Genomic DNA, 13,580 nt, shown 5'->3' on the forward strand with positions numbered 1-13,580 from the left:
ACGCACAACACATTCGTTTCAAGCGAGCAGGCAGTCGTCCTTCAGTCGATCGGCAAGGGCCTGGGCGGATGCACGGGTTGCCAACGGTCCGCTGACCGCTTCACCGTTGCGCACCAGGTACCAGCATGCCAGCAGCCCCTGCTCACGCAGAGTCGAGGGGACGGCACTGCCGACGACGGACATGATCTGAATAGTGGCCATAGGGACCTCCTGTAAACATGTGCCTACCTTACGCAGTGGCCAGCGAGGTTTGAAATCGACTCGCTCAATAGTGTTCATCAGCTTTATCAACTGTTCTCGACGCTGCCGTACTATCGCCCGTAGCACTGTCAGCTGAGCGCAGGGAAACGGTAAAGGTTGTGTAAGGACGATCAACGGGCAGGTCTGTTACGCTGAACAAACGTTTCAGCTACGCACAAGGAGCGATTGATGACGTCAACTCCCAGCAGAGACACTGTGCTGTGCATTTCCCTGGCGGGCCGGCCAGGCCACTTTGGCGTTCGCTTTCATAACCATCTGTACCAGCAACTGGGCCTGGATTACTACTACAAGGCGATGAGCACCCATGACTTGCCGGCCGCTGTGGCCGGTATCCGCGCGCTGGGCATCCGCGGCTGTGGTGTTTCCATGCCGTACAAGGAGGCCTGCATGGCCTTGGTCGATGAGGTTGACCCGTCGGCGGCAGCCATCGAGTCGGTGAACACGGTGGTCAACACGGCAGGTCATCTGAAAGCCTACAACACCGACTACCTGGCAGTGCGGCAGTTGCTCGAACAGCATCGTGTCGACCCGTCCACAGCCTTTGCCCTGCGCGGCAGTGGTGGCATGGCCAAGGCGGTGGCCAGTGCGCTGCGCGATGCGGGGTTCAAAGAGGGCATCATCGTCGCCCGCAATGAGCAGGCGGGGCGGCAGCTGGCTGATGTATGTGGCTACCGTTGGGTCGCCGAGCTGGGTGACCGGTGCCCGCCGATGCTGGTGAATGTGACGCCGATCGGCATGGCAGGCGGGCAAGAGGCCCACCAGTTGGCGTTCAGCGAGAACGCCATCGCCGCCGCGCAGCGGGTCTTCGATGTGGTGGCGATGCCGGCGCAAACGCCCTTGATCCAGCACGCCCAGGCCCTGGGCAAGCCGGTGATCACCGGTTTGGAAGTGATCGCGTTGCAGGCCCTGGAGCAATTTGTGCTGTATACCGGCGTGCGACCTACACGGGAGCAGGTCGAGGCTGCAGTGGCCTACGCCCGGGGCGCCTAGCGCCGCTTTTGCGGCCTCCTCGCGGGCATACCGGCGAGGAGGCCGTCCATGCCCACATTCAGAACGCCTTGTGGCCCTTGTCCAACTGCTGGTCCACCAGGGCTCGGCCGTGGGCCAGCGACACATGCTGAGCATTCTCAAGGTCTGAGAAGAATTTCATCGGCATGGACAGGCGCTTGCTGGTGTGGCCTTGCGGATCGGTGATCAGGCAGCCCGCAGAGTAGGGCAGAGGGGAGTCGGGATGAGGCATCACACTGGCGGTGATGGTGTGGTCGCGGTATTCACAGTGAAGAGATTGCATCGTCCTTACCTCGCTGTGGCTAGTGAAGCTGTTACCTTCATATACCACAGCGAGGGGCCGGGAGTTCCCGGCCTGACGAGCGCGCGCCGACGAGGCTCCGCGGTTTGGATCAGCCTTTGAGTTCAGAGGGCTGAATCACCTCGACCCAGTAACCGTCCGGGTCCTTGACGAAGGCCAGGTGGTTCATGCGGCCGTCTTCCAGGCGTTTCTGGAACGGTACGTTCAGCGCTTCGAAGCGGGCGCAGGCCGTGCGAACGTCCGGTACCGAAATGCAGATATGGCCGAAGCCACGTGGGTCGGTGTTGCCGTTGTGATAGGCGAACGCCGGGTCGTTTTCAGTACCGTGGTTGTGGGTCAGTTCGAGCACGCCGGGGATCGACTTCATCCACTGATGACGCTCGGCGTCGTCGGCCGGAATCTGCGCTGGGTCGACCAGGGCCAGGAAATACAGGCTGAAAGCCGCTTCCGGGAAGTCGCGTTTGTCCACCAGGCGGAAGCCCAGGACACGGGTGTAGAAGTCCAGCGACTTCTCGATGTCCTTGACCCGCAGCATGGTGTGGTTGAAGACGAATTGAGCAGTGGCGTTGTCGGGCTGTGCGGTGACGCCAGGCAGGTTTTGCAGATCGTGCAGGCTCATGGGTACTCCAGGAACGGGGCTGGCAGCGGGGCCAGCGGAACAGACAGGAGAGCCATGATACGGCAGTGAACCGATTGCGCAAATGAAAGCGCCCTGCACGAGTGCAGGGCGCTGGAATTAGAGGCCCGCGTGTGCGGGCGCGTGATGGGGTCGCTAGTCCTTTAGCTGTCTCGATATTGAGCCTGCCCTTGTGAAAAAAGTGTGAAGCACGCGTTGACGTTTCATCAGCGCAGCCAACTTTCCACCGTGCCGGCCCCGTACTGTTCTTTCCACGCCTTCAACCCGCGGTGGTTACCACCTTTGGTTTCGATCAGCTCGCCGGTGTGCGGGTTTTCATACACTTTCACCACGCGCGGGCGGCGTTGTTGCTTTGGCGCACTGGGTGCGGCGCCTCGGGTGACGGCCTTGGGATCGAGGATGGCGATGATGTCGCGCAGACTTTTGTCGTAGCTTTTCATCAGGCCGACTAGTTTCTGCTCGAATTCGATTTCACGTTTTAGGCCGGCATCCTTTTTCAGCGCCTCCAGTTGAGCCATCTGTTCCTGGAGCGCTTTTTCGGCAGCACGAAACTCTGCAAGTCTGGACACTGTAATCACTCCTGTACGGCATCTGTGGCAGGGCGTGACGAACATTGAAGAGAAATAACGCCGGCCACGCGGTGGGTTTTAACTGTTCGCTGATAACGAGTGTAGACACTTGTGGCAATTGGGTAAACCGCAAACTTTTCCAATTAACCAGGGAACTTTACAAGTGTTTCGTGCGGTAATTGCGATGTGCGACAGGCTGCCAGTGCAGCGTTTCTAGACCATGGTCCAATGGTGCGGGCCAGCGCCTTCACGCAATCATTTGCCATGATGGTCGGGCATTGTTCGACCGGGTCTTGTCTGCGCCGCGCGCCTTCGCCGTGCATTGATTTCTGCCTTTCTCTGGATGTTCCCTCGCATGTTTGCCCCTTTTTCTCCCGCCCCTGGGCGCCGAGTTGCCGGCCTGTTGCTGATGTGTGCCGGTGCGCACGCCCAGGCCGCCGGATTTGTTGAAGACACCCGTGCCAAGGTCGAAGCCCGCACCCTTTATTTCAACCGGGATTTTCGTGACGGCCACAGTACTTCCAGCCAGGGCGCGTCCAAGCGGGAAGAGTCAGCGCAAGGCTTCATGCTCAATGTGCAGTCGGGTTATACCCAAGGCCCGGTAGGCGTCGGTGTGGATGCAGTGGGCCTGTTGGGTATCAAGCTCGATTCCAGCCCGGCGGACAGTAACAGCGGTTTGTTGCCTTCTTCGGGTCATAACCCAAGGCACGCGGCTGATCAATACGCGAAGATCGGCCTGGCCGCCAAGGTCAAGGTGTCCGCTACCGTGCTCAAATACGGTTCGCTGATGCCCGATGTTCCCCTGTTGAAATACAACGATGGCCGCCTGTTGCCGACGATGTTCCACGGCGCCATGCTCACTTCCGAAGAAGTGCGCGACATGAAGTTCACGCTGGCCCGCCTGAACCAGTACACCGCCCGCGATTCAACCGACCGCCAGGACATTCGCGTGCATTGCAAGAACAAGCGCTATGCCTGTGATATCGAAGCCGACCACTTCGACCTGGCAGGGCTGGATTACCGCCTCAATGAGCGGGTCAGTGCTCACTACCAAGTAGCCAAGCTGGAAAACATCTACCGCCAGCACTTTCTTGGCCTGGTCGCCAGCCAGCCGCTTACGGTGGGCAGCCTGTCGGCCGACCTGCGCCTGATCAAGAGCGATGACATCGGTAACGCCCGGGCAGGCCAGATCGATCACCGCGCCTTCAGCGGGATGCTCGGGTACAGCCTGGGCGGCCACAAGGTCAGTGCGGGCTGGCAGCGCATGTATGGCGAAAACGCCATGCCGTACCTCGATGGCAGCAACCCGTACTTGGTCAACTATGCACAGGTCAACGACTTCGCCGCCGCGCAGGAGCGCTCATGGCAGTTGCGTTACGACTATGACTTCAAGGCCCTGGGGGTGCCGGGGCTGACGTTTTTCACCCGTTACATCAATGGCGACCACATCAAGGTCCCGGGCAGTAATGTCCAGGGCAAAGAGTGGGAGCGCGACACCGAGTTCAAGTACCAGGTACAGAGCGGTACTTTCAAAGACGTCAGCGTGCGCCTGCGCAATTCCACTTACCGCAGCAACTACGAAAAGTGGGCGCGTGACATGGACGAAACACGGGTCATCGTCAGCTATAGCTTCTCGATCTTTTGAGTGCACTTTGCCAAACACTCGCTACCGGCCGACAATGACTGCTGGTGCATGTTCAGGGCTATGCCATGAAAGACCTGTTGTTGATCGGTATCGGCCCGGGCGACCCACGCCAGGTGACCTTCGAGGCCGTCGAGGCGTTGCGTCGCGCTACCGTCTTCTTCGTGCTCGACAAGGGTTCGGACAAAGACGAGCTGGTCAGCCTGCGCAAAGCCATTGTCGATCGTTACAGGCCGCAGGGCGGCTACCGCTGGGTACAGGTAGCGGACCCACAGCGGGATGCTCAAGCGCACGATTATGTGACTGCGGTCCAGGACTGGCACCACCAGCGCGCAGCCCTGTACGCCCGGCTGATAGCCGATGAAATGCGCAGTGAGGATGTCGGCGCCTTTTTGCTGTGGGGCGAGCCGGGCTTGTATGACAGCACCCTGCGCGTTCTGCAGTTGGTTCGCGAACGTGGCGTGGCTTTGCGCCTGCAGGTCATTCCAGGCATCAGCAGTGTGCAGGCGCTGGCGGCGCGCCATCAGATTGCGCTCAACCGTATAGGCGAACCCGTGGTGGTTTTACCGGGGCGGCGCCTGGCGCGACAGGGGCAGATCGACAATGTGGTGGTGATGCTCGACGGGCAATGCGCTTTTACCCACATCGACGACCCTGGGCTGGTGATCTATTGGGGGGCTTACCTGGGTACGGAGGACGAAGTGTTGATCGCCGGGCCTTTGCAGGCGGTGAAAGCGCAGATTTTGCAGGTGCGCGAAGAGGCGAGGGCGCGCAAGGGGTGGATCATGGACACGTATTTGTTGCGGCGCGAGGCATGGCTTGAGGCGGCCTCTTCACGGTAAACCGCGAAGAGGCGCTACCGAGGTCAACGCTGACCCAAAATTCCGAACACTTTATCGCGCAACTGATCGATGCTGAACGGCTTGCCAATCATGTGCATGCCCTCGGGGACATCGAGGCTTTCGGCGTAGCCGCTGGCAAACAGCACAGGCAGGGTGGGCCGCAGAGCACGGGCCCTTGCTGCCAGTTCCTCACCGCGCATGTCCGGCAGGCCAACATCGGTCATCAGCAGGGCCAGCGACTGGTCTGGGTTTTCAAGGATCGCCAGCGCGGCGTGGGCGCAACTCGCCTCGAGGGTTTCGAAGCCCAGTTCGGAGCCCAGTTCGTCGAGCACATCGACCATCAACATCCGGACGATGTCGTCATCTTCGACTACCAAGAGGTGCATTTTGTGATCCTGTACCAGAAGAATGTCTTTATTCTGTGCGCCGGCCAGCGTCAGAAGTTCCATGAGGATACCGATCGTTACGATTGGATGGAACGATTGCTGAAGGTAACCTTCAAATACTGGCTAAATGCCCTGCCACGGCCAGCAAAGCTGGTTAGACTCGCTATAAACCGGTGAGCGCGGCGGCATACTAAGAACAGGCTTTATCCGCCACACCGTTCAATGGACTTTTTCGCTCGGGCGTCTTCAAATGATTCAAGCAGCCTCGATGGACCAGCAAAGCTTCCGCAAGCTGTTGAGCCGCAACATCGGCCTGCCCCTTGGGGTGGGCCTGCTCGGTGCCGTAGCTTTCGTTGCGGTCATCAACTACCTGTTGTCGGCCATGCAGTGGGTCGAGCATACCGATCGGGTGATCGGCAATGCCAATGAAGCGATCAAGTTGTCGATCGACATGGAAACCGGCATGCGCGGGTTTCTCATCACCGGTGACGAGCGCTTCCTGGACCCCTACGAGGTTGCCAAACCCAAGATCAAGGGCAGCCTCACCAGCCTGCGCGGCATGGTCGAGGACAACCCTCAGCAGGTCGACCGCATCGACCGCCTGATCGCCCTGCAGGACGCCTGGAATGACTTCGGTGGCGAGATGATCGCCCAGCGCCGCGATGGCGGAGATTATCGCCAGTCGGTCGCCAACGGCCGCGGTAAACGCATCACCGACGAGATCCGCAAGGAATTCGATGACCTGGTCGACACTGAGCAGCAGCTGCGCATGGCCCGCAACGAGAAGGTCAGCAACGTTACGGTGACCGCCATCTCGGCGTTCGTGCTGTTGATCGTTGGCCTGAGCGCCTTGCTGGCCTACCTGGGCCGCCGCGACCTGATGGCGCTGTCTACCAGCTACGATGACAACCTCAAGGCTCAGCAGCGCTCGGCCGAGCGCCTGGAACAGCAGGCCTGGTTGCGCAACGGTCAGACCCAGCTGGCCGAACAGGTGCTGGGGCAGCTGACCCTGCCGATGCTCGGCGAAAACATCCTGCGCTTCTTCGCCAGCTACCTGGGTAGCGTGGTCGGCGCGCTGTACGTGCGTGACGGCCACGGCCGCCTGGTGCGCGTGGCCAGCTATGGCCTGGACGCTGAGGAGCAGGGCCGCGAACAGGTGCTGGCGGCCCACGATGGCCTGTTGTCGCAGGCAGTACGCGAAGGCCGCCTGCTGCGCCTGGATGACCTGCCCGAAGACTACTACCGTCTCAGCTCCGGCCTGGGTAGCGGCTTGCCGCGCAGTGCCTTGCTGATGCCGGCCATCGACGATGGCCAGATCAACGGCGTGATCGAGCTGGGCTTCCTGCGGCCTTTGCAGGAGCGTGACGACGAGCTGATGGAGCGTGTGGCTGGCAACCTCGGCATGTCCATAGAAAGCGCCCGCTACCGCCAGCGCCTCCAGGAAGTGCTGGCCGAGACTCAGCAGCTCAACGAAGAGCTGCAGGTGCAGCAGGAAGAACTCAAGACTGCGAACGAGGAGCTGGAAGAGCAGTCCCGCGTGCTCAAGGAGTCCCAGGCTCACCTTGAGACCCAGCAGGCCGAGCTGGAGCAGACCAACGAGCAACTGTCCGAGCGCACCGATGCCCTGGATCGCAAGAACGACGAGCTGCTTCAGGCCCAGCAAGAACTGCAGGCCCGCGCCGACGACCTGCAGCGTTCGAGCAAGTACAAGTCCGAGTTCCTCGCCAACATGTCCCACGAGCTGCGCACGCCGCTCAACAGCTCGCTGATCCTGGCCAAGCTGCTGGCGGAGAACGGCGAGGGCAACCTCAGCGCAGAGCAGGTCAAGTTCGCCGAGTCCATCTATTCGGCCGGCAATGACCTGCTCAACCTGATCAACGACATTCTCGACATCGCCAAAGTCGAGGCTGGCAAGCTTGAAGTGCGCCCCGAGACCACTCAGCTGGAGCGCCTCGTCGAAGGCCTGCGCGGCATGTTCCTGCCGCTGGCCGAGCACAAGGGCCTGGCTTTCCAGGTCAAGGTAGAGCCCCCTGTACCGGCGACACTGTTCACCGACCGCCAGCGCCTGGAGCAGATTCTCAAGAACCTGCTGTCCAATGCCATCAAATTCACCGACCACGGCCAGGTCAGCCTGACCATCAGCCATCAGGCAGACGCGGGCATCGTCTTTGCCGTGCGCGACTCGGGCATCGGTATCGCTCCCGACCAGCAGCAGGCGATCTTCGGCGCCTTCCACCAGGTGGATGGCAGCAGCAACCGCCGCTATGGCGGCACCGGGCTGGGCCTGTCGATCTCCCGCGACCTGGCGCATTTGCTCGGTGGGCGGATCAGCGTCGACAGCAGCCCTGGCCAGGGCAGTGTGTTCAGCCTGACGATGCCCGAACGCTACGAAGCCGAGGCCGAGGAAGTCGAGGCCCACAGCCTGCGTCCGGCAGTCGACACCTTGCCGCCGGCACCCCAGGTCGCCACGCCAGCGTTGCCGAAACTGCCCGCACCGACCTTCGCCGATGACCGCGAGCACGCCCCGTTCGGCAACCGCTGCATCCTGGTGATCGAGGACGAGCCGAACTTCGCCCGTATCCTCTTCGACCTGGCGCACGAACTGGGCTACAGCTGCCTGGTGGCCCAGGCCGCCGATGAGGGCTTCGCACTGGCCGCCCAGTACATTCCCGATGCGATCCTGCTGGACATGCGCCTGCCCGACCACTCCGGCCTCACCGTGTTGCAGCGCCTCAAAGAGTTGGCTGGCACCCGCCATATCCCGGTGCACATCATCTCCGTGGAAGACCGCGTCGAGGCGGCCATGCACATGGGGGCGGTGGGCTACGCGGTCAAGCCGACCAGCCGCGAAGAGCTCAAGGAAGTGTTCGCGCGCCTGGAAGCCAAGCTCACGCAGAAGCTCAAGCACATCCTGCTGGTGGAGGATGACGACCTGCAGCGCGAGAGCATCGCTCGCCTGATCGGCGACGACGATGTCGAGATCACCGCCGTCGCCCTGGCACAGGACGCCCTGGCGTTGCTGCGCGAGAACATCTACGACTGTATGATCATCGACCTCAAGCTGCCCGACATGCTCGGCAACGAGCTGCTCAAGCGCATGACTGCAGAAGATATCCGGTCATTCCCACCGGTGATCGTCTATACCGGGCGCAACCTCACCCGTGAGGAAGAGGCCGAACTGCTCAAGTATTCGCGTTCGATCATCATCAAGGGCGCACGCTCGCCAGAGCGTCTGCTCGACGAGGTGACGTTGTTCCTGCACAAAGTCGAATCGCAGCTGTCCCATGAGCGCCAGCGCATGCTCAAGACCGCGCGCAGCCGTGACAAGGTCTTCGAAGGGCGCAAGGTGCTGCTGGTGGACGACGATGTGCGTAATATCTTCGCCCTCACCAGTGCCCTGGAGCACAAGGGCGCCATCGTCGAGATCGGCCGCAACGGGCGTGAGGCCATCGAGCGGCTGGAGCAGCATGATGACATCGACCTGGTGCTGATGGATGTGATGATGCCGGAAATGGATGGCTTCGAGGCTACCCGCCTGATCCGCCAGCAGCCGCGCTGGCGCAAGTTGCCGATCATCGCCGTGACCGCCAAGGCGATGAAGGATGACCAGCACCGCTGCCTGCAGGCCGGCGCCAATGATTACCTGGCCAAACCGATCGACCTGGACCGCCTGTTCTCGTTGATCCGTGTGTGGCTGCCGCAACTGGAGCGAATTTGATTAGCGAGCGCAACACCGACATCGAGATCAGGCTGCTGATCGAGGCGATCTACCTCAAGTACAGCTACGATTTTCGCAACTACTCCGGCGCTTCGATCAAGCGCCGGATACTCCATGCCCTGCGCCAGTTCGATTGCGCTACGGTGTCGTCCCTGCAGGAACGGGTGCTGCACGACCCGGGCATGTTCATGCAGTTGCTGCAGTTCCTGACGATCCCGGTCAGCGAGATGTTCCGCGACCCGAGCCACTTTCTTGCCCTGCGCACCGAGGTGGTGCCGCTGTTGCGCACCTGGCCGTCGATAAAGATCTGGATCGCGGGCTGCAGCACCGGCGAAGAGGTGTATTCGATGGCCATCCTTTTGCGCGAGGAAGGCCTGCTGGAGCGCACCATCCTGTATGCCACCGATATCAATCCGCGCTCCCTGGACAGGGCCAAGCAGGGTATCTACTCGATGCAGAGCATGCGCGAGTACGAAGAAAACTACCGCCTGGCCGGCGGGCGGCGCGACTTTGCCGAGTACTACACCAGCGCCTATGGCAACGCCATTATGGACAGCAGCCTGCGCGACAACGTGACCTTCGCCGACCACAGCCTGGCCACCGACAGCGTGTTCTCCGAAACCCAGCTGGTGTCGTGCCGCAACGTGCTGATCTACTTCAACAAAGAGCTGCAGGACCGCGCCCTGGGGCTGTTCCATGAGTCCTTGTGTCACCGTGGCTTTCTGGTGCTGGGCAGCAAGGAATCGGTGGATTTTTCCGCTTATAGCGACCGTTTCGAGCCGCTGGTCAAGCCCGAACGGATCTACCGCAAATCATGAAGGGCATAAGCGCGGTGGTGATCGGTGCTTCGGCGGGCGGCGTGCAGGCGCTGTTTCAGGTGCTCGGCGGCTTGCCGCCGGCATTCGCGACGCCGGTGCTGTGTGTGCTGCACCTGCCCGATGACCGTCACAGCCATCTGGCCGACGTGCTGCAGCGGCGCCTGCACAGGCCGGTGCACGAGGCGCGGGACAAAGAGGTCATCGCCCCTGGCCAGATCTACGTGGCGACGCCCGGTTATCACCTGTCGGTCGAGCAGGATCTGAGCCTGTCGCTGAGCCAGGAGGAGCCGGTGCATTTCTCGCGCCCGGCCATCGACTTCCTGTTCATCTCGGCAGCCGATGCCTATGGCGCGGGCCTGCTGGGTGTATTGCTCACCGGCGCCAACGAGGACGGCGCCAAAGGCCTTGCCTACATCAAGAACAGCGGCGGCCGGACTGTGGTCCAGGACCCCCGCGACGCCCAGGTAGCGCTGATGCCGGAGGCCGCTTTGGCGCTCCACCAGCCCGACCTGATTCTTTCTTTGAGCGGTATCGGGCAATTGCTCGCCAACCTGGAATCCAGTGCATGCTAAGCCACATCACCGCCAAACTGCTGATCGTCGATGATCTGCCGGAAAACCTCCTGGCCCTCGACGCCCTGATTCAGGGCCAAGACCGCGAGGTGCACCAGGCCCAATCTGCGGAAGCCGCATTGTCGTTGTTGCTGGAGCACGAATTCGCCCTGGCCATTCTCGACGTGCAGATGCCGGGCATGAATGGCTTTGAACTGGCCGAACTGATGCGCGGCACGGAAAAGACTCGCAATATCCCGATCGTCTTCGTCACCGCTGCCGGGCGCGAGATGAACTACGCCTTCAAGGGCTACGAAAGCGGCGCGGTAGACTTCCTCTATAAGCCGCTCGATACCCTGGCGGTGAAGAACAAGGTCACGGTGTTCGTCGACCTGTACCGCCAGCGCAAGGGGCTCGACAGCCAGTTGCAGGCGCTTGAGCGCAGCCGCCAGGAGCAGGAACTGCTGCTCACGCAGTTGCAGGTGGCGCGCAGTGAGCTGGAGCATGCCGTACGCATGCGCGACGACTTCATGTCGATCGTGGCCCACGAGGTGCGTACACCGCTCAACGGCCTTATCCTCGAGACCCAGCTGCGCAAGATGCACTTGGCCCGCGGCAGCCTCGAGGCGTTCAGCCCTGACAAGCTGCAAGCCATGGTCGAGCGCGACGAACGGCAGATCAATAGCCTGATCCGCCTGATCGAAGACATGCTCGATGTGTCGCGCATCCGCACCGGCAAGCTGTCGCTACGGCCCAAGCTGTTCGACCTGGGCCAGCTGGTGCGTGGCCTGGTGGAAAACTTCACTGCACAGGCCACCGCGCTGGGCACGCACATCGATCTGCAGCGCTGCGATCGCCTGCAGGGTGAGTGGGATGAATTCCGGATTGAACAAGTACTGGCCAACCTGTTGTCCAATGCGTTGCGTTATGGCGAACGCCAGCCGGTCGAGGTGCGGGTATTCGAGCAGGCGGGCATGGCCTGGGTGCAGGTGCAGGATCACGGCATCGGCATCAGTGGCGTCAACCAGCAACGGATTTTCCAGCAGTTCGAGCGCGTTGCCACTCAGCAGGCCAGTGCCGGGCTGGGGCTGGGGCTGTATATCTCGGAGCAGATCGTCAGCGCCCATGGCGGGCAGATCCAGGTGCAGAGTGAGGAAGGCAAGGGCGCCACGTTCACCCTGCAATTGCCGCTGACGCGGCAGACCGAACAAAACGATCAGGTGCGGGCAACCTCTGCCTGAGCCTGGGGTCAGATGGCCAACTGTAATTTCAAGGCGTTGTTGTCATGAGTGAAGATGCACAAGATGTGGTGTTGGTGGTCGAGGATGAACCGGCAATCCGGATGATCCTGCGTGACTACCTGGCAGGTGAGGGCTACCACGTATTGGTGGCCGAGGACGGTGAACAGGCGTTCGCGATCCTGGCGAGCAAGCCGCACCTGGACCTGATGGTCACCGACTTTCGCTTGCCCGGCGGCATTTCCGGGGTCGAGATCGCCGAGCCTGCGGTGAAGCTGCGACCGGACCTCAAGGTGATCTTCATCAGTGGCTACCCGGCGGAGATTCTCGAGTCGGGCAGCCCCATCGCCCGCAAGGCGCCGATCCTGGCCAAACCGTTTGACCTGGACACGTTGCACCAGCAGATCCAGGACCTGTTGCGTTGAGCCGCTGTGCCGGGGCTGGTCGCCCCGGTTATTGCCTCTGATGCAAGGCACAATCTCGCCATTGAGCCTTTTCACTGAAGCTCAACAGGCATATGGTGTACGCCGTCCATATTCCCTGGAGCTGTCATGGCCAACCATTTCCCTTCCGTCCGCCCCCGTCGCCTGCGTCAGAACGAGTCGCTGCGCACGCTCTTCCAGGAGACGGAATTCCGCCTTGAAGACCTGATCCTGCCGATCTTCGTCGAGGAGGGCATCGACGACTTCGTGCCGATCACCAGCATGCCGGGGGTCAACCGTATTCCCGAAAAACGGCTGGCCGAGGAAATCGAACGCTACGCCCGCGCCGGCATCAAGTCGGTGATGACCTTCGGCGTTTCGCACAACCTCGATGCCACCGGTAGCGATACCTGGAACGAGAACGGCCTGGTGGCGCGCATGGCCCGCATCTGCAAGGACAGCGTGCCGGAAATGGTGGTGATGTCCGACACCTGCTTCTGTGAGTACACCAGCCACGGCCATTGCGGCGTGCTGCACGACCATGGCGTGGACAACGACGCCACCCTGGCCAACCTGGGCAGGCAGGCCGTGGTGGCTGCAGCGGCTGGGGCCGACTTCATCGCGCCGTCGGCGGCGATGGACGGGCAGGTCCAGGCGATCCGTGGTGCGCTGGATGCCGCGGGCTTCCACGACACCGCGATCATGGCCTACTCCACCAAGTTCGCCTCGTCGCTCTATGGTCCATTCCGTGAAGCGGGCGGCACAGCGCTCAAGGGCGACCGCAAGAGCTACCAGATGAACCCGATGAACCGCCGCGAAGCGGTGCGCGAGTCGCTGCTCGACGAGCAGGAAGGTGCCGATGTACTGATGGTCAAACCGGCCGGGGCCTACCTGGACGTGATCGCCGACATTCGCGCCGCATCGCGCCTGCCGCTGGCGGCTTACCAGGTCAGTGGTGAGTACGCGATGATCAAGTTCGGCGGCCAGGCCGGTGCCATCGACGAGGGGCGAGTGGTGCGTGAGAGTATCGGTGCGATCAAGCGTGCCGGTGCTGACCTGATCCTGACCTATTTCGCCATGGACCTGGCCCGCGAAGGCATCTGAGGCCACTGCACGCGAGAAATCGCTGAGCGTGGAATTATTTTGTGTCCCGGTGTATCTGATGCCAAAGAGCCTCAGTAACAGGG

The 13,580-nt window shown here is 61.6% G+C and carries 14 protein-coding genes; 9 read left to right on the top strand and 5 right to left on the bottom strand.

The features are described from left to right. Positions 1 to 18: 18 nt before the first annotated feature. A complete protein-coding gene (locus tag ABRP30_RS10425; RefSeq protein ID WP_012313987.1) occupies positions 19 to 201 on the bottom strand; it encodes a hypothetical protein in 183 nt (60 codons plus the stop codon). Between the two features lie 228 nt (positions 202 to 429). Here ABRP30_RS10425 and ABRP30_RS10430 point away from each other — a divergent pair, with 228 nt between their 5' ends. Further along, a complete protein-coding gene (locus ABRP30_RS10430; RefSeq protein WP_349974357.1) occupies positions 430 to 1,251 on the top strand; it encodes a shikimate 5-dehydrogenase in 822 nt (273 codons plus the stop codon). Between the two features lie 58 nt (positions 1,252 to 1,309). On the opposite strand, the gene ABRP30_RS10435 is transcribed toward ABRP30_RS10430, so the two are convergent. From ABRP30_RS10435 to ABRP30_RS10445, 3 genes are all read right to left on the bottom strand, one after another. After that, positions 1,310 to 1,552 (bottom strand): hypothetical protein, encoded by a 243-nt coding sequence (locus tag ABRP30_RS10435; protein WP_267823002.1) that lies wholly within the window; start codon positions 1,550 to 1,552, stop codon positions 1,310 to 1,312. A 109-nt stretch (positions 1,553 to 1,661) separates the two neighbouring features. Next, complete coding sequence (gloA, locus tag ABRP30_RS10440; protein ID WP_241806401.1) at positions 1,662 to 2,189, bottom strand: lactoylglutathione lyase; 528 nt, start codon at positions 2,187 to 2,189, stop codon at positions 1,662 to 1,664. 224 nt (positions 2,190 to 2,413) lie between these two features. Beyond that, complete coding sequence (locus tag ABRP30_RS10445) at positions 2,414 to 2,776, bottom strand: histone-like nucleoid-structuring protein, MvaT/MvaU family (protein WP_241806400.1); 363 nt, start codon at positions 2,774 to 2,776, stop codon at positions 2,414 to 2,416. Positions 2,777 to 3,131: 355 nt separating this feature from the next. On the opposite strand from ABRP30_RS10445, the gene ABRP30_RS10450 reads away from it, so the two are divergent. After that, positions 3,132 to 4,421 carry an OprD family porin gene (locus ABRP30_RS10450; protein WP_349974354.1) on the top strand — a complete coding sequence of 430 codons (1,290 nt, stop codon included), beginning with the start codon at positions 3,132 to 3,134 and terminating at the stop codon, positions 4,419 to 4,421. Between the two features lie 65 nt (positions 4,422 to 4,486). Beyond that, complete coding sequence (gene cobF, locus ABRP30_RS10455; protein ID WP_349974353.1) at positions 4,487 to 5,260, top strand: precorrin-6A synthase (deacetylating); 774 nt, start codon at positions 4,487 to 4,489, stop codon at positions 5,258 to 5,260. 23 nt (positions 5,261 to 5,283) lie between these two features. On the opposite strand, the gene ABRP30_RS10460 is transcribed toward cobF, so the two are convergent. Then, positions 5,284 to 5,646 (bottom strand): response regulator, encoded by a 363-nt coding sequence (locus ABRP30_RS10460; protein WP_267823010.1) that lies wholly within the window; start codon positions 5,644 to 5,646, stop codon positions 5,284 to 5,286. 250 nt (positions 5,647 to 5,896) lie between these two features. Between ABRP30_RS10460 and ABRP30_RS10465 the strand changes: the two genes are divergently transcribed. From ABRP30_RS10465 to hemB, 6 genes are all read left to right on the top strand, one after another. Continuing rightward, complete coding sequence (locus tag ABRP30_RS10465; RefSeq protein ID WP_349974352.1) at positions 5,897 to 9,364, top strand: response regulator; 3,468 nt, start codon at positions 5,897 to 5,899, stop codon at positions 9,362 to 9,364. Further along, a complete protein-coding gene (locus ABRP30_RS10470) occupies positions 9,361 to 10,182 on the top strand; it encodes a protein-glutamate O-methyltransferase CheR (RefSeq protein WP_349974351.1) in 822 nt (273 codons plus the stop codon). The genes ABRP30_RS10465 and ABRP30_RS10470 overlap by 4 nt, the downstream gene beginning before the upstream one ends. Then, positions 10,179 to 10,754: a chemotaxis protein CheB gene (locus tag ABRP30_RS10475; protein WP_267823016.1), complete on the top strand. Its 576-nt coding sequence runs from the start codon at positions 10,179 to 10,181 to the stop codon at positions 10,752 to 10,754. Before ABRP30_RS10470 ends, ABRP30_RS10475 begins: the two co-directional genes overlap by 4 nt. Further along, positions 10,748 to 11,974 (top strand): hybrid sensor histidine kinase/response regulator, encoded by a 1,227-nt coding sequence (locus ABRP30_RS10480; RefSeq protein WP_349974350.1) that lies wholly within the window; start codon positions 10,748 to 10,750, stop codon positions 11,972 to 11,974. The genes ABRP30_RS10475 and ABRP30_RS10480 overlap by 7 nt, the downstream gene beginning before the upstream one ends. Positions 11,975 to 12,018: 44 nt before the next feature. After that, positions 12,019 to 12,396: a response regulator gene (locus ABRP30_RS10485; RefSeq protein ID WP_241806393.1), complete on the top strand. Its 378-nt coding sequence runs from the start codon at positions 12,019 to 12,021 to the stop codon at positions 12,394 to 12,396. A gap of 126 nt (positions 12,397 to 12,522) precedes the next feature. Continuing rightward, positions 12,523 to 13,497, top strand: a complete 975-nt coding sequence (gene hemB / locus ABRP30_RS10490; RefSeq protein WP_267823020.1) for a porphobilinogen synthase — start codon at positions 12,523 to 12,525, stop codon at positions 13,495 to 13,497. Positions 13,498 to 13,580: the final 83 nt, after the last annotated feature.

The sequence above is a fragment of the Pseudomonas sp. WHRI 8519 genome, assembly GCF_040224055.2.
Classification (GTDB): Bacteria; Pseudomonadota; Gammaproteobacteria; order Pseudomonadales; family Pseudomonadaceae; genus Aquipseudomonas; species Aquipseudomonas putida_X.